This is a genomic window from Ureibacillus chungkukjangi, assembly GCF_003217295.1.
Classification (GTDB): domain Bacteria; phylum Bacillota; class Bacilli; order Bacillales_A; family Planococcaceae; genus Ureibacillus; species Ureibacillus chungkukjangi.
On the sequence record NZ_QJTJ01000002.1, the window covers coordinates 231,502 to 253,261 of the forward strand.

The 21,760-nt window shown below is 38.1% G+C and carries 20 protein-coding genes; 5 read left to right on the forward strand and 15 right to left on the reverse strand.

The features are described from left to right. Positions 1-3 precede the first annotated feature (3 nt). The 15 genes from BJ095_RS02985 to allC form a co-directional block, all read right to left on the reverse strand. On the reverse strand, positions 4-1,197 hold the full coding sequence (locus tag BJ095_RS02985; RefSeq protein WP_107931649.1) for an HpcH/HpaI aldolase/citrate lyase family protein: 1,194 nt from the start codon (positions 1,195-1,197) through the stop codon (positions 4-6). A gap of 163 nt (positions 1,198-1,360) precedes the next feature. Beyond that, a complete protein-coding gene (locus tag BJ095_RS02990) occupies positions 1,361-2,131 on the reverse strand; it encodes a TerC family protein (RefSeq protein ID WP_107931647.1) in 771 nt (256 codons plus the stop codon). 58 nt (positions 2,132-2,189) lie between these two features. Further along, positions 2,190-2,768: a TerD family protein gene (locus tag BJ095_RS02995; RefSeq protein ID WP_107931645.1), complete on the reverse strand. Its 579-nt coding sequence runs from the start codon at positions 2,766-2,768 to the stop codon at positions 2,190-2,192. A 96-nt stretch (positions 2,769-2,864) separates the two neighbouring features. After that, positions 2,865-3,446, reverse strand: a complete 582-nt coding sequence (locus BJ095_RS03000; protein ID WP_107931644.1) for a TerD family protein — start codon at positions 3,444-3,446, stop codon at positions 2,865-2,867. Between the two features lie 47 nt (positions 3,447-3,493). Then, complete coding sequence (locus BJ095_RS03005; protein WP_107931642.1) at positions 3,494-4,087, reverse strand: TerD family protein; 594 nt, start codon at positions 4,085-4,087, stop codon at positions 3,494-3,496. Positions 4,088-4,626: 539 nt separating this feature from the next. Continuing rightward, entirely contained in the window at positions 4,627-6,207 is a 1,581-nt protein-coding gene (locus BJ095_RS03010; RefSeq protein ID WP_107931640.1) for a sensor domain-containing diguanylate cyclase, read from the reverse strand. 115 nt (positions 6,208-6,322) lie between these two features. Further along, complete coding sequence (locus BJ095_RS18940; protein ID WP_181417943.1) at positions 6,323-6,490, reverse strand: hypothetical protein; 168 nt, start codon at positions 6,488-6,490, stop codon at positions 6,323-6,325. A gap of 575 nt (positions 6,491-7,065) precedes the next feature. Continuing rightward, entirely contained in the window at positions 7,066-7,602 is a 537-nt protein-coding gene (locus BJ095_RS03015) for a hypothetical protein (RefSeq protein ID WP_107931638.1), read from the reverse strand. A 7-nt stretch (positions 7,603-7,609) separates the two neighbouring features. Further along, positions 7,610-8,065, reverse strand: coding sequence for a hypothetical protein (locus BJ095_RS03020; protein WP_107931636.1), 456 nt, complete (start codon positions 8,063-8,065; stop codon positions 7,610-7,612). Positions 8,066-8,349: 284 nt separating this feature from the next. Then, positions 8,350-9,660, reverse strand: a complete 1,311-nt coding sequence (locus tag BJ095_RS03025) for a sensor histidine kinase (RefSeq protein ID WP_107931634.1) — start codon at positions 9,658-9,660, stop codon at positions 8,350-8,352. Positions 9,661-9,812: 152 nt separating this feature from the next. Further along, complete coding sequence (locus BJ095_RS03030; protein WP_107931632.1) at positions 9,813-10,049, reverse strand: hypothetical protein; 237 nt, start codon at positions 10,047-10,049, stop codon at positions 9,813-9,815. Positions 10,050-10,204: 155 nt separating this feature from the next. After that, the gene (locus BJ095_RS03035) at positions 10,205-11,056 is read right to left on the reverse strand and encodes a ParA family protein (RefSeq protein WP_107931630.1); all 852 of its coding nucleotides are present in this window, start codon (positions 11,054-11,056) and stop codon (positions 10,205-10,207) included. A 755-nt stretch (positions 11,057-11,811) separates the two neighbouring features. Then, entirely contained in the window at positions 11,812-13,137 is a 1,326-nt protein-coding gene (gene allB / locus BJ095_RS03040) for an allantoinase AllB (RefSeq protein ID WP_107931629.1), read from the reverse strand. A 2-nt stretch (positions 13,138-13,139) separates the two neighbouring features. Next, on the reverse strand, positions 13,140-14,390 hold the full coding sequence (locus BJ095_RS03045; RefSeq protein WP_107931627.1) for a pyridoxal-phosphate-dependent aminotransferase family protein: 1,251 nt from the start codon (positions 14,388-14,390) through the stop codon (positions 13,140-13,142). A gap of 13 nt (positions 14,391-14,403) precedes the next feature. Beyond that, complete coding sequence (allC, locus tag BJ095_RS03050) at positions 14,404-15,651, reverse strand: allantoate deiminase (protein ID WP_107931625.1); 1,248 nt, start codon at positions 15,649-15,651, stop codon at positions 14,404-14,406. A 256-nt stretch (positions 15,652-15,907) separates the two neighbouring features. Between allC and BJ095_RS03055 the strand changes: the two genes are divergently transcribed. From BJ095_RS03055 to BJ095_RS03075, 5 genes are all read left to right on the forward strand, one after another. Next, the gene (locus BJ095_RS03055; protein WP_107931623.1) at positions 15,908-17,524 is read left to right on the forward strand and encodes a PucR family transcriptional regulator; all 1,617 of its coding nucleotides are present in this window, start codon (positions 15,908-15,910) and stop codon (positions 17,522-17,524) included. Positions 17,525-17,668: 144 nt separating this feature from the next. After that, positions 17,669-18,994: a nucleobase:cation symporter-2 family protein gene (locus BJ095_RS03060; RefSeq protein ID WP_107931621.1), complete on the forward strand. Its 1,326-nt coding sequence runs from the start codon at positions 17,669-17,671 to the stop codon at positions 18,992-18,994. Positions 18,995-18,996: 2 nt separating this feature from the next. Further along, on the forward strand, positions 18,997-19,503 hold the full coding sequence (uraD, locus tag BJ095_RS03065; protein WP_107931620.1) for a 2-oxo-4-hydroxy-4-carboxy-5-ureidoimidazoline decarboxylase: 507 nt from the start codon (positions 18,997-18,999) through the stop codon (positions 19,501-19,503). 19 nt (positions 19,504-19,522) lie between these two features. Beyond that, positions 19,523-19,879 carry a hydroxyisourate hydrolase gene (uraH, locus tag BJ095_RS03070; protein WP_107931618.1) on the forward strand — a complete coding sequence of 119 codons (357 nt, stop codon included), beginning with the start codon at positions 19,523-19,525 and terminating at the stop codon, positions 19,877-19,879. 75 nt (positions 19,880-19,954) lie between these two features. Beyond that, positions 19,955-21,382, forward strand: a complete 1,428-nt coding sequence (locus BJ095_RS03075; protein ID WP_107931616.1) for an NAD(P)-binding domain-containing protein — start codon at positions 19,955-19,957, stop codon at positions 21,380-21,382. Positions 21,383-21,760 lie beyond the last annotated feature (378 nt).

Sequence of the window (21,760 nt, forward strand, 5' to 3'; positions counted from 1 at the left end):
TCCTTATCTCTTAATCTTCACTTCTTCTATTATCAAGCTTGTAAAATCCTGATGCTCATTATAAACACCAAACGCTTTTGCTCTTAGTAAAATTCGTTTTGCCCAATAATGATGAGGCTTTACTTCATTCATTTTATTTTGATACTGACTTTTTAAGACACCCACATTCCCTTCAGCATTATTGATGATACTTAACGCATCCATATACTCCTCATGTGTTACGGTATAGAGTGCATGAACAGGTTTAATATGGGTTGGGTGAATAATTGTCTTACCAACAATACCATTTAACTTATCTAAAATGACTTCATTAATCAGTCCATCTAGGAATTCGTTAATTAGCTCTCTACGCTTTTTAAGACCTGTGCTCCCATGTCTGAATTCAAATGGGCTGACACGGAGCTGTGGCTTTAAAATTCGTTCCTCTTTTGAGAAATACTCCCACACTGGACCAGAAATGACATAGCCATCCTCTTGACGATTAAATATATTTAAAATATTAGCTAAGCAATCACGAATAATGGACACATCATAGATAGTCGTATCTACATTTCTTCTAATTCCATACAATCCGCAAAAATCTGTACAGCCAACTCGAATATTTAAAATATACTTACTATATGAATCGATTATTTTTTTTGTTTCTAATAAGGATTCTAACCGGTCTTCCTTATATATAAATTCACTAGATTCCAGGATTGGCATGGCATATAGAACTGTGTCCTCAGTATTAATGTCAGCAATAATTTCTAAAAATTCCCGACCGTTTTTAGGGGAGAATTTAGGGAAAACATAGCCAGTTAATACTTTATTAAATATGCCAAATTTCGAATTCATTCTTTTTAATTGCTCTGGAGTTCTAACCCTTACAAAAATCAGGGGCAAATCCTCTATTGTGATGATTTGATTTTCAAGAGCGTAATAAATTGTTTCCAGATGCTTTACTAAAAGCTCCTCTGCCTCTTCTAGCTGGTTATCCCCAACAGCATCCTCTAAATCAATCACCATTGATACTAGCTCTTCGAACTTCTTTGTAATGACATCTTGAGCAATACTTTCCTTTGTCGCCGGCATGTAGAGAGTTGCACCTACCATGTAAGAAAGAACCTCTTTTTCTGAATACTTAGTAAAGGACTCTGGCTGTTTATAAAAGATTCTCTCCAATCTTTCAGGTGACTCAAAGCTAAAATGTTTCATCCCATTCCCCCCAACCTTTTGTATTAGAAAAACACAACTCGACCCAAAATGGTCGAGTTGATGTCGTTTCCTTAACGGATTCAATTATCAATAATTCATATTCGTTAAAGAAAAGCTACCGCTTAAATAGCAGTAGCTAAATCTATTGATTTAAACTAAGAGATTACAAGTTTATATTCTCTTCATCTGTCGCTTTCTTCTTATTCATAAAGTGAATAACAAAGGTAGCTGCAAAGGCTACAATTAATATTAAGAAGAATAACCAGTGCTCTAAGTGGAACCCAAAAACACTCGCTAACATCTTCAATGAAATAATACCGATTAATACAAAGGCTGTATTTTCTAGCTCAGGGACTTTTTCAATTAATGTAAGGAACAATCCGGCAACTGTACGCATCATGATGATTCCCAGCATACCACCAAGTAAAAGCACCCATACCTGATCAGATATGGCAAATGCCGCCAAGATGGAATCGACCGAGAAGGCAATATCCATTAGCTCAACGGAGATTACCGTTGCCCAGAACGTACCAAATAGGCGAACTAATAGAGTATCTTTTTTAAATTCCTTTGCTTCATCCTCATCTTCGCCACCTTTTTTGCGGAAATGCGAATATACAAGCCATCCTAAATAAAGGGCACCTAGTACTTTGATGAACCAGAATTTGATTAGATATACACCAATACCTATGAATAGGAAACGGAAGAAGTATGCACCTAGCATCCCATACATAAGTGCTTTCTTTCTTTGCTTCTCTGGAAGGTGTTTTACTAATACCGCTAAAACAAGGGCATTATCAGCAGATAATAAACCTTCTATTACAACCAGCGATCCAATTAACCCCCACGCTACAGGGTCTGTTAATACTTCACCCCACATCTCCCAGTCAAAAAACATGGCATATGTGCTTAATATTTGATTAATAACGTCCAAAGTAGTCCCTCACAATTTACATATCCTATTTTTATATTAAATTCATTTAGATAGACAATTATGCATTCAGCCCATAGGCATTAACTAACGCCTGTAAACCGCCTTGGTAGCCAGAACCGACCGCATTAAATTTCCAGTCGTTTCCGTGCTTATAAACCTCACAGAAAACAACTGCTGTTTCAATACTGAAGTCTTCACCCAAATCATAGCGCAACACTTCATTACCCGTATCTTCATTAACTAAACGAACAAATGCATTAGATACCTGACCAAAGTTTTGATGGCGTACCTCTGCATCATGAATCGTTACAGTAATTGCAACCTTTTGAACATCATGGGGAACCTTTGATAGGTCAATTTTAATTTGCTCGTCATCACCATCGCCTTCTCCAGTTCGGTTATCTCCTGTATGAGTTACTGAACCGTCAGCACTGCGTAGATTATTGTAGAAGATAAAATCAGTTTCCTTTCTACATTTACCACTCGCATCTAAAAGAAATGCAGAAGCATCTAAATCGAAATCTTGACCACCATCAAATTGTTTGATATCCCATCCCAATCCAATAATAATACGTTGTAATGATGGGTCATTTTTGGTTAAATCAATCCGTTGACCTTTACTTAATTGAATTGCCAAATTCAATTCCTCCAAACATTTTCAGAATAATCAATCAATTATATCGAAAGTAACACAGCAACTAGATAAAGATAAGTCACTGTGCTACATCATAAATTAACCTACTTGTAAACCAAAGTCATTACATAATGCCGCTAAGCCGCCTTGGTAGCCAGAACCAATTGCACTGAATTTCCACTCGCCATTATGACGGTATAATTCTCCAACTACTACTGCTGTTTCGATACTGAAGTCTTCACCTAAGTCATAGCGAATAATTTCTTCATTTGTTTCATCATTTACTACACGAATAAATGCATTTGAAACCATACCGAAGTTTTGTGTTCTAGCTTCTGCATCATGAATCGTAACTGTAAACGTTACTTTTTGAATGCTTTCCGGGATGTCTTTAAGAGCGATTTTAACTTGCTCATCATCACCCTCACCTTCACCAGTTAAGTTATCACCAGTATGAACTACTGAGCCATTTCCACCTGTTGTTTGGTTGTAGAAGACAAAATCCTGAGGTCCAGAAACTTTGTTCGTTGCGTCTAATAAGAATACTGATGAATCTAAGTCGAAATCATGTCCACCATCATACTTATTTGTATCCCAGCCAAGTCCTACTGTAATTTTTGATAATCCTGGATTTGTTTTTGTTAAATCAACCTTTTGACCTTTTGCAAGTGATACTACCATTTGAAATCCTCCTAATTATTGATGAATTTTTTAGTTTACTATTAAAATCATGTATAACGGTTACAGATTGCTGATAAGCCCGGATCTGTTGTTCCAGTTCCAATTGCTGCAAACTTCCATTCATCGTTATGACGATAAATTTCACCTGTTATTAATGATGTCTGACCAGAATAGTTGTCAGATAAGTTATATCTCACAATTTCCTCATTTGTTTGTGGGTTAACCACGCGAATATAAGCATTTTTAATCATGCCGAAATCTTGCTTTCTTCTTTCGCAATCATAAATATTAACAACGAAAACTAATTTGTTATATTGAGCTGGGATATTTCTTAAATCCACCATAATTGTTTCGTCGTCGCCATCGCCTTCACCTGTTAAATTATCCCCAGAGTGAACGACCGAACCATTATTACTACTTTTGTTTCCAAAGTATATGAGATCCTTTTTATCTGTAAAACGGTCATTTTGTAGCATAATTACGGACGCATCACAGTCGACATCTGGTCCCGAAGATTTAAAAAAGCTAAATCCTCCTGTTTTCCCTACCGGATCCCAGCCTAGTCCAACCATCACACGGCTTAAATCTGCCTTACCCTTTGTTAAATCGATACGTTGACCTTTTTGCAAGTTAATAGTCATCAGCTTTTAGTCCCTCCTTCAAACACTTAAAGAATACAATTTTTCAAATTCGCTAAAACAGTATGTACGATTATGTACTTATTTAAAATCGTTAAATTCAATTACCCATTATTAGTCTAGTAATAAAAAAGTAGTAAGTAAATGATATTACCTAAATTTTACATTTAAATAACAATTTAGAACTCACCTTTTATATATACATAATCTGGTAAAAAACACATTTCAATGGGTGATTTTAATTATCGAGAATAAAAAATATAGCTAGTTTTAAGCACAGAAACGCTACATTAAACGCATTATTCAGATAATTAATACAGTTATCATGTTACCATATGGGGCATATTTTTACAATTAATACACCCACCTATATTTTTCCATATATCTGTCATAAAACAAGATTTAAGGTTCATCAACATGAACACTTCATATTTCGTTAGAAAAACACCTATCGACTAAAATAGTTCGCGAGGATGTTTTACTAAACGCTCTTGTATTTTGAGCCAGACAAAAAACCTAACGTTTAGGTGCTTTTCCTAAAGTTAGGTCCTTCTGTTTATGGAATTTACTTTCTCAGAGTAGAATAATACACAGTTTCGCCCTTCTTCCTTCGCAGCATAGAGGGCTTTATCTGCATTATTAAGAAGCTGTGTTAGTGTTTCATCTTTATTGTTTGAGAGCTGAGCCACTCCAAAGCTTGCTGTTATTGAGACAATTAAATCCGCTGCAACTAAGGACTCTAACTCAATGGCATGTCGGAGCTCATTAGCAATCTCTGTCCCCTCATTTGCTGTATACCCTTCTAACGCGATGACAAATTCTTCACCACCATATCGAGCAAAAAGACCTACCTCATTTAGCTTTGTTTGGCAAATTTGTGCCACATGTTTTAATATCTGGTCTCCAATCATATGGCCATATGTATCATTTACCTTTTTAAAATAATCTATATCAAACAAAATGACCGTCAGAGGTGTTTGAGCAGCCTTGGCATGCTCAAGCTTTTTTCCACAATGCTGAAAGAATGCACGGCGATTAAAAACCTGCGTCAGCTCATCGAAATATGCCTGCTTCTCTAGCTGTGATTGAAGCCTCTTCAGCTCTGTAATTTCTGTAAGAATGATGAGCAATCCCTTTTTAACGTACCGATCCTGCAGGGTAGAAGTACGAACCTGATAAAAATTCTCCGCAATTTCTATTTCAAGTACCATTTCCTGCTTATTGCCAACGGATTCAAGATTAAAACTATCTGATACACCCGTTATACTTTTCCATATAATTTTAAAATCTTGACCAATCATGGATTTATTTAGCTGTGGAATCATCCTTCTACCTGCTTCATTAAACTCAATGAGATGATATTGCTCATCTAATACGAAAACACCATTACTAATACTGTGGAAAATTGCATCCTTTGCAATCGGCATTACAGTAAATAATCGAGTCGTCCTGATTGACCATAAATATAAAATACTAGTTAGCCAAAGTACCATCGGCACTGGATCAAAGCCAGCAGGTGTAACACCTATCAAATAAATAAAAGCTGTCACCATTGGTACTAGCTGACCGACTAATAAAGCAATAATTTGAGGCCGATACATTTTCGCTGTTTCTTTCCAGCGGAAGATTAAAAGCAAGAAAGCTGCTAGCATACTGCCAAAGGTAAACATTCCATGAACTAAATACCAAATACCGATTTCAATTGTACTAAACGGTGCACCTAATGATGGATGAACCATGTACGATTTATAGTGAAAATGATGAAAGTCATTTGTTGCGACCAAGATAAAACTAATCATAGGAATTGCTAATAGTAGAATTACACGTGGCTTCGTTATTTTCACACCTAAGTACTGCATGATAAACAGTAAACCAAGAGGTGCAGAAAACGGCATTCCAATATATTGAATAATGGTCCAAAACTTAATTTCCTCTAGGCTGGATGCTGTTAAACCAAAAGCAGCCGCAAAGCAGTAAATCGTAATACTCAGGCAATATACAGCGAAAACATTTTTAATATTGGTAAATTGCTGACGCTTAATAAATACATAAATAAATAAGTACAAGTTCAAAATACCCGATGTGCAAAACAATGTAATATAGGTTGTTAATTGAGAATTCACTTGTTTTCCTCTTCAGCTCACTTTTTCTTTAATGTAGCATATTTACTATCTATTGTGGTCCATTATATGAATATAATGGTTCTTCGGATAATTTGATTTGCTTATTTATAAAAACTTACACTTCTTTTAGTAAGGAATTAATTTTATCTAAGGAGCCACTTGTCTTTATTTCTTTCACCTCATTTTTTGCCTCTACTGGTGGTTTATCGTGATTATCCTTACAAGCTGCCAAAAAAATTAGCGAGCCTATTAAACACATGATTAAATAGAATTGTTTTCGCATAGTTCACCCTCACTTTTGTCATTTAGTTTATTTTTTACATTAGGTATTAAAATATGCGAATTATATTTTCCCATTCTTTAAATGTTAGTAATTATTAAGCTAATTTCAAACGAAATACAGTCTCTGTTCTCATTTTTCATAAGCCTGTTCTATAAAATCCAACCTTGTACCCTTTCAAAAGCGAACATATGTGCTATAATTTGGTTGTGATAGTTTAGCTTCCTTTTAAGAAGGATTGGTTCCTCACTTCTTTAGAGAGGTGGTGATGCCATGACAGTTGCTGAAACGCTTATGTTTGCAGTCGGGTTTTCAGCGTTGATAGTGTCTGTTCTATCTTTTAACCATAAAAAATAACCCATCCTTTTGCCGCGCGAACGACTAGATGGGTTAATTCTTTAAAATAGCCAATCCACTCTTAATGGACTAGCCTATCGCACCGACTACTTGATGTTGCAGCATCAAGTAGTCACATTAAATTATGAAATTCTTAACTTTAGTATACCAGATTTGCTACTTCCCTAACAAGATTGGACAGTCTAGAATCTTACTCCTTTTGAATTGTATATATAGCTTATCTAGCCCATCAGCTCACAGAAATTTTTTAACAAAAATTCCTTTCCGACCTGGTTAAATACGACCTTTTGATATTCACGACCATTAAAGGTTCGAGTGACACTCTCTATTCCATACCCTTCTGATTTGTCGTTTGTTACCGTATTACGATGTCCTTGCTCATCGACTTCTTCACTTAAAATACCGAGCTCTTTTAAATTTTTATTAATCATTGCACCAGTAACATTTTTACTAACCGTTCGATCAATTACTGCATTAATAGCCTTAGCAAATTCATTAATGCCCATACTCCCTGCTGGTAAAGTCACTTGCTCCATTTGTTCGTCTGTAATGATAACATCGGTTGGTTTTTTTCTTGGTTTCTTTGATTTTTCAATTTCATAAGAAATATAGTCTGTAAGGAAACATAATGGACGGATAATTTGTGGATTATGTAAAAAGCTTTCTTCTTGGATGGGTGTATCGTCTAGAGGATTAATTCCACTTGCAATCTTTATCAATAGATTTTTGGATTCTAATAGTTTTTTTGTTTCGAGCACACTACCTTCACCCTCTCCAACGAGGATATTTTGTTTCTACGGCTTGTAAAAAGGGCTTATAAATTTCATAGTTTTCCGCATAAATCTCTAGGAAATTACTAGGCACCCTACCATACTTTACAAAAAATGCACCACTAGAGTATTGAGCGATAAAACTATTTTCTGAATCCACCTCAGGTATTTCTAAATATGCAGCAAAATGTGCTAAAACCTTCTCTTCAATATCCGAGTTAAACATGTATACATGGGAGGAGCCATCTTTTTTACCTAAGCTAAATATTCCATAAGCATCCTTATACATTATCCGATAGCTTTGCATTTCACCTGTAACTTCTCTTTTGTCAGAAAAGTCTTTTTCACAGGCTTCACAGCTTCCTGTCACCATACCAGATTTGTAATCATAATATTCAGTTGCTTCACCGTTACAATTTGGACATTCGACCCTTGAAATAATAAATTGCATACTTTACACTCCTTCATTTATAGTTTTCGAATAGATAAATCAGGAATAATTAAAGCTGTTTTATGAGGATAATCTTAGAGGTATTCTTGAAGTTACCCTTATTTTAATCAATCCCTAAATAATGTCAAATGCTCATAAAATCTACATTTACACGAAATTGGTCCAAAATTTGATTTTGCGATGTCTTTTTATTTGAAAATCGAATTTTGACACTCTTTTTACCTTCAAAAAAATATTTTGAGGGTTAGAAAAAAGCTCCCCAATCTTGTTAGGGAGCCTCCACTTTATTTAACTGGTATTTTCACTATAGCAGTCGTTATATTATCACCAGAAGATTCAATCGATATATCACCATTATATTTTTTTACTACCTCTTTGACTATAAACAACCCTTGCCCTCGAACCTTACCTTCTTCAATAGGCTTTGTAGAAAAACCTTGTTTGAAAATGGCTCCGCTACTGACAACCTTTGGCCCAGTATTTATTACCTTAAAAATATAATGCGTTTCGTTTGCATCACAAAAGATTGACACTTTTCGTGAGTCCTCTGTTAACTCTCGTGTCGCATCCATTGCATTATCTATTAAATTTGAAAGGATTTTAATCATATCCGTCGTTTTAATACGCTGATAGGAATCCTGCTTTACCTTTGTTTCCATTGCTATTTGGTGGTTTTGTGCTGCGATTTTTTTCGATTTTAACAGAATTGCCAAACCTGGATGCTCAATTGTCGAATTTATCGATTCAATTAACTGAACTTCGTTTGATAGTGAATTTACATATTGCCTAGCTTTCTCTGATTCTCCAATTGTAAGCAGGCCGTGGATAACTTGTATATGGTTTGAAAAATCATGTCTCAGTGAAGAAACAGAGCTTAATAGCGTTTGAATTTCCCCTTGATATGTATCCTCTGTATTTTCTATTTCCTTTGTTACTTCCCTTTGGTACCAATTTTGAAGGAAGTAAGATAAACAGATAGCAATTAAAAGAAATATTGAGTTAACCAAAAAGATAATCACATTATTTTCTTGGACACTTTCATTAATGGTATTGATTTTATCCGTACTGATGTCAATTGCAAGAAACCCAATTATATTATTATAATCATCGAATATTGGAGTACCCACGGACAAATAATTCCCATAACGGTTATCATCTATAATGTCTGAGGTGTATGATTCACCACTATAATACGCATGCCTTACCTCCCGCTCCGGGAGAGTACAAACAGCCCCAATTTTGAAAAATTCTTGTTCCGTTCTAGGTAATCCAGCAATCATCGTATGGGATACTTTCGGATTATCTACTTTTATTGTATAAACAAATAGAGCACCTATGTCTTCTCTAATAGTATTCAACTGATAATTTAACTTCCAATAATCATCATTCTTTTCAGGATTACTTAGAAATCGTTTATACGTAGCTGTATCAAATTTTGCAGAAATCTCTTTGGCTGTTTCTAGCGTTTGATTGGCAATCGCCTCTTCAACCGTGGTTTCTATATTCTGATCGGTTACGTAAAAACTTAGAACATTAAAAACTATCAATAAAGTAGCAGATATTACTAAAATTAGTTTTATTTTATGATTTTTCATTACTAAGTACATCCTTAATTTATTTCGTTCAGCATTATAGTACTATAGTAACAGCTATTTTTAAACAAATAAATTATGGGACTAAAGAGTCACCTCTTTATGTCCCATATTTTCAAGTATTCGAATAACTTCATCAAATAGCTAAAAGTTAGCTAATTCCAGGCAGTTCTTTCACTTACCGGCAGCCCTTTCCGTTCATTATTTTGATTACCAAACGTATTTTTCGATTCATAGTTTTCTAAATTTTGATCTAGATGAACCTCGGAAGCAAACTCCTCATTATTATTTTTGGCTTGTTTGTTTTGACTCACATTAAGTTTATCCACCGCACAAACATTCCCTTCCTTATCGGAATTATAATTCGTGTTGTTCGCTTCTACATTTGGCATGATAGCTATCCCCCCTACTTGAATATAACTATATAGAAAAGATTTTTTTCAAAAACCATTTCTATATGTTACTTGACTAGTTTGTCCAAAATAGGTTAATTTATTTGAGTTAAAATAGAGAATCAGCTGAAATCAAATGCAATTTTATTTAGAATTCACCCTTCGTATCTCTCAATAATGTCCTTTGCCAGATTGCAAAAAGCATTATATTGGCCATCTTCTTCCCACTTTTCCTTGAACGTAGAATATTGCTGAGAGTAATCTGCTGCCTTAGCTATCTGATTACTTTCTTTAAAAATAGATTTAAATACATGCGGAATCATTCCCTTTTTAAGCTTTCCCAAAATATCTTTATGTACCTTTGAATCTTCTTTAAATTTGGTCACAACAATTCCTAATGCTTCGATTTTAATGTCCATATTATTTGAAAACTCCTCGATACGATCCACAATATAAGGTATTCCATATGTAGAAAGGACATCAGGGATAGCCGGAATGATATACCCGTTAGCGATGCGAAGACCATTCAATGTAATGATCCCCATATTAGGAGGACAGTCGATTAAGATATAGTCATAATTATATTTGATAGGGCGTATCGCCTTTTTTAAAATCTCAATAGGATTGTCTGAGTAAAATGGTCCCGTCGGCATTTTAGCCAAAACGTCCTGAATATTTATTAAATCTAGGCTAGAAGGAAGTAAATCTAAATTTCTCAAGGAGGAAATATTTGAGACATTTTTTTGAAGTGTTTTATCGAGAATAAATTTAGACTCATCTGGATCCAATGCTTCTTCAAATAATGCAGCTAATGTATAACCATTTTTATTTAACTCTTTCCAACGTCGATCACCGATTAACATCGTCGTTGCACTTGTTTGCGGATCTAAATCTATCAGTAAGACTTTCTTTTTAAACTCTGCTGCTAACACTTCGGCAAGGCCAACAGTCGTTGTTGTCTTTGCTACGCCGCCCTTCAAATTAATTGTCGGGATAACAATCGCCATTCAATCTCCCCTTTCCCTTGTCAACTAAGCTTTCTATCTGTGAGAAATAACTTAAATGATTTTAAGTGAAACAATTTCCTCAATGTAAATTACCTTATGACAAGGTATGTCTATCGTCCTCATTTCATTAATCATTTAAAGGTTTTTACAAATTCCTACTTCAAACGCAAAATAAGACATTTCTCGGGAAATAATTCTCAGTATTCCTTGGAAATTGTTGAACAATGGTGAGAATAAATATTTGGACGAGGTGTGAAAAGTGAATATCCCCCTGTGGATAACCTCTATTCTGTCAACAATTGTGGATGAATTTTAGAAGCTTGTGGAAAAGTTTTGGATGGATACGTGGTGTTGAGGTGAGGATGTATTTGTAATCCTGGTGGGCTTAGGTAGTATCGGTTTTGTAGATTGGGCGTACTAGGTTAAGGATGTGGTGACCTACTCTATAAATAGAAGGAGAATTTCCGTTTATTTGCCCGTTTTAATGCAAAATGAATGAAATAGCGGAAGAAATTCCGCCTATTAGCTTGAAAAACATAAAAATGAGGTATTTTTCTTTGAATAACAGGAAAATATTCCCTTATTCACGCCCAATACACCTCCAGCTTCCAGATAACCGAAATTTCTCCGCTTATTCACACTAAAGTAATTCCTCTTTCATTTATCCACAATAGTTGATTAACAGGTTCACTCAACCAAAACTTATCCACAAAGCTCAAAGCCAATACTGAAAGTTCAGCATTGGCTTCTTACTCTTATTTACTATGTGATAGAATTTCATTTGCGGCAAAAACCAGTTTTCCCTTGCTATATGTTGCGGCTACTTGATAAGGAAATTCGTGATTTTCATATAAAGAGTCCTTGTGCTTTGCTTGTATTGTTTCCTTCGTCACGAGATAAGGTATTTCCTCTACAATGGCAAAATCGGCATCATAGCCCACCTCGATACGACCTTTGCCCTCTAGTCCAAAGCGAAGAGCCGGTGCTTCTGCTGTTAACTTTGCTACCTCTGTCAAAGGTAATCCATTCGCTTTTGCCACTTCTAAAGCTGCTAACAGGGTAAATTGACCACCGTTAATTCCTCCCCATGCTTCAAAGAAATTCCGTTTGGTTAAATCCTTTAATTCAGGGGAGCATGGAGAATGATCTGATGTAATAAAGTCGATTTTTCCTGCTACAACTAGCTCGACCAATTCCTGTTGAACGCTTGCTGATCGCAATGGTGGTGCACATTTTGCATAAACGCCATGGTCATCAAAGGCCTCATCATTAAACAATAAATAATGGGCACAGGTTTCCAGCGTGACATTCAGCCCGCCCACTTTTGCTTCATCTATGATTCTCACAGCTTCTGGGCTACTAATATGGACAAAATGCAAGGCACATCCAGTAACCTCTGCATAAGCAAGGGCTCGCTGTACAGCTTCAATTTCCGCAATGATTGGACGAGATTCACAGTAATCCTTTGGATCCAGTAAACCGTTTGCGATTTTCTCAGCTGCTAAATGCTGTGTCATTTCATCGCTTTCTGCGTGCAGGGCTAAAATTTTACCTAGACGGCTGATTTCCTTCATTCCGTTTAGTAAAGCGAGATTATCCACAGATTTAAATGGCTCAAAACCAGAGTTTGATATAAAGGCCTTAAATCCAATGACTCCACGCTCTGCTAGACTTTCTAGATCGCTTATGTTTTCTGGCACAAGGCCGCCCCAGAATCGATAATCTACTATAGATTTTTCAGCGGATAACTGTTCCTTCAACTCAAGAGATGGTACATCAATTGTCGGAGGGTTACTGTTTAAGGGCATATCAAAATACATGGTTGCCCCACCCGCTGCAAGCATTCTAGAGCCACTTTCAATTCCTTCCCATTCGACGTTTCCTGGTTCGTTAAAGTGTACATGGGCATCGATTGCACCAGGTAGAACGATTTTCCCCTTTAAATCTACCGTTGGAACGTCCTCACTCAAAATTTCTGCTGCAATTTGAACAATTTTCCCATCCTTCACTGCTATATCGCAAACAGTTGCTTGATGAGGCTCGACTACGATTCCACCCTTTATAATAATATCCAAATCCATGCTTACGCCTCCTTTATCAGCACATATGAAGGAACATCATAATAATCAAGCGCCGCCTGTACGCCTTCACCACGTTTCGGTTCAAACCCATTGCGAATTAACGCTGCCTCCAAAGCCTGCAGCACCTTTAAGATATTTTCTTTTCGACAGCTGTACCCCATTGTTCCGATTCGCCAAATTTTCTCTTGAAGCGGTCCGAAAGAAGAGGCAATTTCAACACCAAATTGCTCTAGCATCAATTTGCGCACCTTCTCTCCATCTACACCATCGGGAATGACAACACAAGTAACCGGTGTTAGCTTACAGGCTGGATCCCCATAAATCGTAAGCCCCATCGCTTCCAAGCCTTTCATAAGTGCTGCTTCATGATAGCTGTGACGAGCAAAACGCTCTTCCAGTCCTTCTTCTAGTACAAGTCGTAAGCCTTCACGCAGTGCATAAATCATCGATGTGGCCTCTGTATGATGATTCAAACGTCGCGGTCCCCAATAATCCTGAATCATTGCAATATCAAAGTAGTTGCTGCGAATCATGTTCGCTCGTTTACTGCCAAACTCTTCTTCAGTTGCAATCCCGTATTCTACTTTTTTGCGTCCTTGAATAACAGACTCAACCCTGTCATTATACGTAATTGGCGCCATCCCTGCTGGAACTGATAAACATTTCTGTGTCCCACCAATGATGCCATCTATATACCATTCATCTACTGGGATGTTGACGCCACCAATCGAAGCCACTGCATCGACAATAAGCAGCACATCTTGTTCACGACAGGCCTTACCAAGAATATCTAACCCCTGCATACAACCGGTAGAGGTTTCGCCATGAACGACGGCCACTATTTTAGGTTGTACTTCCTTCATCTTGTCGATAATCACTTGCTGCTCAAACACGCTTCCCCACTCTGTTTTTAAAGTATAGACTTCCGCACCATAGCGTTCACAAATCTCAACAAGCAAATGACCGAATCGACCGAAAATTGGTACGAGCACTTTATCACCAGGTTCAATGACACTCGCTAGAAGTGCTTCATTGCCTGAGCGGGAAGTTCCATCAATCGGAAAGGCCCATTTATTTTTTGTTTGGAATAACTCTCGAAGCATTTCCATTACTTCATTCATAATATTAGTAAAGGCTGGGTCAAACTGCCCTAGGATTGGTGTACTCATAGCCTGTAATACACGAGGGTCTACCTCGACTGGACCTGGTGTCATTATTGTTCTTGAAGGCGTTTGTAATTGTTTATAGTTCATCACATTTCACTCCTTAGTAAGCTAATTCGTATAGATAATCCATTAAAACGGAGACACCAATCTCTAGCTTGGTGCTATCCGTATATTCAAGCGGTGAATGGCTAATGCCGTTCCTACTGGGAACAAAAAGCATTGTCGTGGGGATATGCTGACCAAAGACTTGTGCATCATGGCCGGCTCCACTCACCATCTGCATATAGGTTAACCCTTTGGCAGCGAGCTTTTTTTCCATGTCCTTGTGCAGTTTGGTGTCTAATGGAACTGGACTAATATCCGTCCATAGGTCAATTTCTATAGCAATGCCACTATTGGCTGCCAACCGTTGAAGCAACAGAGCTGCTCGTTGACAAAATGTCTCTAAAACTTCTGATTCGTGATGACGTATATCTAAAGTGAAATTTACATTTCCTGCGATTACATTGGGGACATTCGGCTTTGCAATTAACTGACCTGTTGTCACTCGTAATGCGGGGTATTCTAATTTCGCAACAGCTGTCAGTTCACTAATACAATTCGCCGCGCACACAAGAGCATCCTTCCTCTCCGTCATTGGCGTTGTACCTGCGTGATTGCTTTCACCAGTTAACGTAACGGTCAATCGCTTTTGCCCAACAATATGACTGACCAACCCTAAATCCAGCTGACTTTTCTCTAATACAGAGCCTTGTTCAATATGGATTTCTATAAAGTGCTGTATATCACTTCGTTTTTTTGTTTTATAAGATAAAAACGGAAAGCCCGCTTCGGTCATTGCTTGCTTAAACGGAATTCCGTCCTTGTCTTTCATACCTTCTATTGTCATCGGTGAATACTCCCCGACTATATTTTTAGAGCCCCAATACGTGAGCGGGAATCGGCTCCCCTCCTCTTCACAGAGTGAAACGACTTCAATTGTTTTCTTCGGCTTACCATATAGCTCCACTAATCTTTTGGTAGCTAGATAGCTTGCCAGTACACCATATGCGCCATCATACTTTCCACCTTGAACTACTGTGTCAACATGTGAGCCAGTTAAAATAACATCCTCTTCCGTTCCTTCTATCCGTCCAAAAAGATTTCCTACATTATCAAAGTAAGTAGTATACCCTGTATCTTCCATTTTTTGTTTTAGTGCATTTTGTGCGTTTACCCAATCTTTTGAATAGAGTAATCTCGTGACTCCACCTTCGCTTGTTATGCCAAAAGCAGCTAGCCAATCGATCAATCCTTGAATTTCACTCACTTCAATCTGTGCCGCCTGAGCCTCACTCATATGACACATCACCTTCCCTCCTGAAATTCGTTACCTACGTTTTGGTAACTCTTTAAATAACCGAATATTCAACCTTTTTATCAGTATAAAGAAAGAAAAGAAGCCACTTCATCAGCATTTTTGTTAAAAAAAATCTCATTTTTAGTTAATGTGAACAAAAATCGGTCCTTTGTCTCTTTTTTATGTAACTTTTTATAACACACTATTATTTACATTGATTTTATGTTAGATTTTGTAACATATAGCAAAAAAGGAGGGTTTGTTTGTGAACATTCTACAAATGCTTTCTCAAAAAGAATTAGCCCCTATCACATTAGTAGCCGGGGGAAAAAGTAGAGGTCGAGAAATCAGCTCCATTACAATGATGGATGCACCGGACATTATTCCATATTTGCGAAAAGACGAGCTGATCATCACGACTGCCTATCATCTACAGAATAACCACGATTTCTTTCAGGAGCTTATACGTGAAATGGCTTCAAAGGGGTGTGCTGGTATCGGCATTAAAAAGAATCGCTTTTTACATGAAATCCCTCAAGATATTTTGCTGCTGGCAGATCAACTACATTTACCTTTCATCGAGCTACCCGAGCATCTATCACTAGGGCAAATCAATTTTTTGATGACCGAAAAGATATTACAAAGTGAAGCTTCTTTATTAACTCACGCCATGGATATCCATCGGCAATTTACATTGCTTATACTAAACGGCCAAGGCATTCAGAGACTTGTACGCCAGCTAACCTCTTTAATAGGGAGAGAGGTTCAGCTAATCAGCCCGTTTTTACGGCCGATGTATTCTGCTCAGCAATATATTCCCGAGCTGGCATCGATTCACAAACTGATGCGCAATGATATTAGACATACACCATCAAATAAAGCATGGGCCTTTTCATTAATCGCTGACCGCCAAGCAATTTCTTTATATCCCATCAACATTAACTCTGAGAAGAATTGCTATTTAATGATTAAAGGCTCGATAGATGAGCAGGATATCCTGTCCCGTTTAACGATTGAGCAGGCCATTAACGTTTTATCTTTTGCGATTATGCAGGAGCAAGCACTCCTCCAGCAAAAACGTAATATTCGCAATCAGCATTTCCGAGATTTACTGGAGCAGGACGGCCATTCACCTATCGCCTTAAAGGCTATGTCACAAGAGCTTTCATTACCTTATCAGCAAGTATATCTTTGCATTATCGGGCACGTAACAACAAAAACAGCTTCTTATTCCTATCAACCAAATTTCGTCATCGAGCAAATTCATAAATATTGTGAGGAAGCCCTTCAAACAAGCAGGATTCCTATACACGCCTTCACCCTGAATAACGAGTTAATCTTTTTATTCGAATTGCAGGATCCAAATTCAGACTATACGTTATTTTTAACCGAGCTATTCACTGAATTAGAGGCTTCTATTTATCAATATTTCGATCTTCATATGATGTTCGGCGTCAGCAATCAAACGCATAACTTCTCCGAGATACAGCGTGCTTATAAAGAAGCACAAAGCACAGTGCTAACGATAAGAAATCGCAGGAAATTAATTTCCTTCTATAAGAAAAAAGAAATCAATGAGCTATTACAAATGATTCCACAAACTGATTTAATGAATTATCATCGCATGGTATTTAAAGCCTTTTCCTCTCTTCCAGATGAAGAGCAGAAGGTGCTTTTTGAAACCTTAAATGAGTTTTTAGAATGCCATTGCCAAATTTCAGAAACAGCGAAGCGACTTTATGTGCATCGAAATACCGTAATTTATCGGATTGAAAAATGCAGTAGTCTTCTACAGAAGGATTTAAAGGATCCAGAAGTGACACTTCAGCTTCGATTAGCACTTCGTATCCAAAATCATCTGCTGATCGAACAATACGCTTAAATTAGCATTCAGTTATAGTAGCTAAAACTTCATAGCTTAATTAGCCAAATCATCCAAAGACAATTAACTGAATATTTTTTATTATGTAATAAATCGTAACATTAATAGTTAGAAAAAGTTACGGATGGATTTGGAGGGAAACATATGATTGAACAGATAAGCAAACCAAAAGCAGCCTCTCTCGGATTACAGCACGTTTTAGCTATGTATGCAGGAGCCATGCTCGTTCCCATTTTAGTAGGTGGTGCTATCGGGTTAAATTCTACACAGCTCGCATATCTAATCGCCATCGATTTAGTGACCTGCGGAATTGCTACCCTATTGCAAATGTGGAAAAACCGCTTTTTCGGGATTGGCCTACCAGTTGTTCTCGGTTCCTCTTTCGTCGCTGTAACACCGATGATTGCTATCGGAACAAAATACGGTATGACTGCTATCTACGGAGCGATCATTGCCACTGGATTGTTTCTCATCCTTTTCGCTAAATTTTTCAGCAAGATATTAAAGCTATTCCCCCCAGTCGTTACAGGTACAGTTGTGATGATTATCGGTTTATCTCTTATTCCCACAGGAGTTAAAAATATGGCCGGTGGTGCAAGCAGTCCAGAATTCGGTTCGCTTGAAAATTTGATTTTTTCGCTTTTGACTCTGTTTATTATTTTACTAGTTCAATATTTTGGAAGAGGCTATATAAAATCCCTCGCTGTATTGTTCGGGATAATTATAGGTACTGCTGCTTATGGCTTTATAAATCCAATTGACTTTTCAACACTAGGAGACGCTTCTTGGTTCCACTTACCCGCACCCTTCTACTTTGGGGTACCAACCTTTGAATTGGTTCCTATTATTACAATGATCATTGTTGGAATTGTCGTAATGATTGAGTCAACTGGTGTATTTTTGGCCCTCAGCGATATCACAAAACAAAAACTGACTCCAAAGGATATGGAACGAGGCTACCGAGCAGAGGGTATAGCATTTTTATTAGGCGGGATTTTCAACGCATTCCCTTATAATACTTTCGCTCAAAATGTAGGGCTTGTTCAAATGTCAGGCGTGAAATCTAAAAATGTAACGGTGGCAGCAGGAATTATTCTAATCGGTCTCGGCTTAATTCCTAAAATTGCCGCTCTTGCAACGCTAATCCCTACAGCTGTTTTAGGTGGCGCAACGGTTGTGATGTTTGGAATGATCGTTTCTTCCGGCATTAAAATGCTTAGTAAAGTTGATTTTACAAATCAAAACAATTTACTTGTCATAGCCTGCTCAGTTTCCCTTGGATTGGGCGCAACAGTAGTACCAGAGCTTTTCTCCAGCCTTCCAGCTGCATTAAAAATGCTTGTTGGGGACGGTTTAATCACAGGAAGCTTAACTGCCATTACGATGAATCTTGTTCTAAATTTTAAGCGTTCAAAAAAGGAAAAAGTTCAAGTATCCGAAACAACGCTCATCTCTCAAGGAGGTAATTAAAGATGGCCATTAAAATGATTAACACCTATAGCAACGAGGAATTTGTAGAGGTTTTCGGTGAAATATTCGAGCATTCGCCCTGGATTGCTCAAAGGGCCGTTGCGAAAAAGCCGTTTAACACAGTTGAAGAAGCATTTGAAATAATGCGAGCAATCGTGGCTGAAGCAAGCCATGATCAACAGCTCACATTAATTTTAGAGCACCCGGAGCTTGGCAAACGCATCAAAATGAGCGAGGCATCTGTCCGCGAACAAAACGGGGCCGGTCTGGATTCTTTATCGCCAGAGGAATTTGAGGATTTCTCAGCTACCAATAAAGCCTATATGGCAAAGTTTGAGTTCCCCTTCATTATTGCCGTTGCAGGGAAAGATAAAAACCACATTTTACAGACCATGAAGGAAAGATTAAACAACTCTCGAGAAGCGGAATTCGAAACTGCTCTGCAGGAAATCTATAAAATTGCGAGACTACGATTTAACGCGATACTTGCGAATCTGGCTAGTAACTAAATATCTAGGAGGAAAAGAGATGCCCTCATTATCAACACATGTCTTAGATCTACATCATGGAACCCCTGCTCAAAATGTAAAAATTGAAGTTTTTTTTCAATCCGAAAACGAAGCTATGGAGCTTTTTAAAACGGTGATAACAAATTCAGACGGCCGCTGTGATGAGCAAATCGTTACAAACGAAGACTGGCGACAAGGAACCTACGAGCTAGTCTTTCACGTAGCAGATTACTATCAAGCAAAAGGCCTTACACTCCCTACCCCGAACTTTTTAACAACGGTGCCTGTTCGATTTAGCATGACGGAAACTGGTGGTCATTATCATGTCCCATTATTGGTAACACCATGGGGTTATCAGGTTTATAGAGGCAGCTAACCCCCTTTTTTAAGACCGTAATTCGTTAGTTAGGCTATAAGAAATCATTACATATAGATAAAGGAGATGTGCTCAATGAGTTTAGAAGCGTTAAATGAGCAAGTAAAAAAGGATCTTTCATATATCGCCCATCCGGTTTCCACTGTAGATTGGGTCGAGCCGACTTCGCATCCAGATGGCCATGTCTATGACGTCGTTGTGATTGGTGGTGGTCAAAGCGGCTTGAGCACAGCATTCGGCTTAAAGCGCGAGCGCATTACGAATATTACCGTTTTAGATGAAAACCCCGCCGGCATCGAAGGTCCTTGGATTACTTACGCACGTATGGTTACATTACGCACTCCCAAGCACTTACCTTCCATCGATTTAGGCATCCCCTCATTAACCTTTCAGACTTGGTGGATTGCACAGCACGGTCAAGAAGCTTGGGATCAGCTCGATAAAATCCCTCGCGACGAATGGATGAACTACTTAAAATGGTACCGAGAAGTATTGGAATTACCTGTACAAAATGAAGTGAAGGTTGATTTAATCGAACCGATTGGAAATGGATTACACCGCCTTGCGATTTCAGGCAATGGCGCAAAATCAAATTTTCTCCTCGCTCGCAAGGTCGTATTAGCGACCGGAATCCAAGGCGGCGGCGAATGGCATATTCCTGATTTCATAAAAAACAACTTACCAAAATCACTTTATGCCCACACCTCAGAGGCAATCGACTTCGATACCTTAAAGGGAAAAAGAATTGGCATACTAGGCGGTGGTGCTTCTGCTTTCGACAATGCGAACTTCGCCTTATCGAGCGGCGTAAAGGAAGTCCATACCTTCATTCGACGTAAAGAAATGGTTCGTGTAAACCCTATGCGAATTCTAGAGCAATCTGGCATTATTGAACGCTACCATTCCTTAAATGACGAAGAAAAATACACAGCCATGCTCCACTTTTTCAAATTCAATCAGCCACCAACTAACGATACCTTCAATCGCGCCAATGCTTGGGAGGGCTTCCATGTCCACCTCGATTCTCCTTGGCTTGCGGTTAACTCTTCAGAAGAAGGGGCAGTAGTTCGCACGCCGCACGATACATTTACGTTTGATTACTTGATCATTAGTACAGGATTAATAACTGATCCTACCTTGCGTCCAGAATTAAAACAGATTGAGCAATTTATTACTCGTTGGGGCGACGTATATAAAGCAAACCCGGATATTGCCAATCCAGTAATCGATGCACACCCATATTTATCTAAAAGCTTTGCCTTTGTTCCAAATTCTGAAGAAGGCAAAGCCGCTCTCTATGGCTTATTTGCCTTTAACTATTCAGCTCTAATCAGCTGTGGCGTCTCAGCATCAGCCTTATCCGGTATTCGCTATGCAGTTCCAAAGCTAGTGACCGCCATCGCTGACGAGCTCTTCTTAGACGACAAAGCAACCATCTTAAAGAATTACTTCGAATACAACGTAATTGAATTTACAGGCAATCCGAAGATTCCCACTAAATAATCTACGGATTTCTAATATGACAAACCTCGAGCAGCTTCCCCTCTCTTTGTTGCTCGGGGTTTTATTGGTTTGAGTTTGGTGGGTATGTTGTTTAGGTGCGAGTTTACACGCTTTACGCGCGACTTCCTCCTCTTTACGTGCGAGTTTACGAGCTTTACGTGCGACTTTTCCCTCTTTACGTGCGACTCGCCCTTTTACTTGCGAGTTCGCATATCTTACTTGCGACTTCCCTCTCCATACTTGCGACTTTTACTAATTTACTTGCGACTCGCCCGTATCCGTCCAACTCTCACCACTATACTCGCGCGACTTACCCAAACGCGTTCTTATTTTTCCAAGAACACTCCACCTCTTCAAAACCACCCTAATCCCAAACAC

What these genes read in the sequence shown, in the direction of transcription:
- BJ095_RS02985 (WP_107931649.1), bottom strand. Translation starts at nt 1,197, where the DNA reads ATGAAACATTTTAGCTTTGAGTCACCTGAAAGATTGGAGAGAATCTTT.
- BJ095_RS03000 (WP_107931644.1), bottom strand. Translation starts at nt 3,446, where the DNA reads ATGGTAGTATCACTTGCAAAAGGTCAAAAGGTTGATTTAACAAAAACA.
- BJ095_RS03005 (WP_107931642.1), bottom strand. Translation starts at nt 4,087, where the DNA reads ATGACTATTAACTTGCAAAAAGGTCAACGTATCGATTTAACAAAGGGT.
- BJ095_RS18940 (WP_181417943.1), bottom strand. Translation starts at nt 6,490, where the DNA reads ATGCGAAAACAATTCTATTTAATCATGTGTTTAATAGGCTCGCTAATT.
- BJ095_RS03020 (WP_107931636.1), bottom strand. Translation starts at nt 8,065, where the DNA reads ATGCAATTTATTATTTCAAGGGTCGAATGTCCAAATTGTAACGGTGAA.
- BJ095_RS03025 (WP_107931634.1), bottom strand. Translation starts at nt 9,660, where the DNA reads ATGAAAAATCATAAAATAAAACTAATTTTAGTAATATCTGCTACTTTA.
- BJ095_RS03030 (WP_107931632.1), bottom strand. Translation starts at nt 10,049, where the DNA reads ATGCCAAATGTAGAAGCGAACAACACGAATTATAATTCCGATAAGGAA.
- BJ095_RS03035 (WP_107931630.1), bottom strand. Translation starts at nt 11,056, where the DNA reads ATGGCGATTGTTATCCCGACAATTAATTTGAAGGGCGGCGTAGCAAAG.
- allB (WP_107931629.1), bottom strand. Translation starts at nt 13,137, where the DNA reads ATGGATTTGGATATTATTATAAAGGGTGGAATCGTAGTCGAGCCTCAT.
- BJ095_RS03045 (WP_107931627.1), bottom strand. Translation starts at nt 14,390, where the DNA reads ATGAACTATAAACAATTACAAACGCCTTCAAGAACAATAATGACACCA.
- allC (WP_107931625.1), bottom strand. Translation starts at nt 15,651, where the DNA reads ATGTGTCATATGAGTGAGGCTCAGGCGGCACAGATTGAAGTGAGTGAA.
- BJ095_RS03060 (WP_107931621.1), top strand. Translation starts at nt 17,669, where the DNA reads ATGATTGAACAGATAAGCAAACCAAAAGCAGCCTCTCTCGGATTACAG.
- uraD (WP_107931620.1), top strand. Translation starts at nt 18,997, where the DNA reads ATGGCCATTAAAATGATTAACACCTATAGCAACGAGGAATTTGTAGAG.
- uraH (WP_107931618.1), top strand. Translation starts at nt 19,523, where the DNA reads ATGCCCTCATTATCAACACATGTCTTAGATCTACATCATGGAACCCCT.
- BJ095_RS03075 (WP_107931616.1), top strand. Translation starts at nt 19,955, where the DNA reads ATGAGTTTAGAAGCGTTAAATGAGCAAGTAAAAAAGGATCTTTCATAT.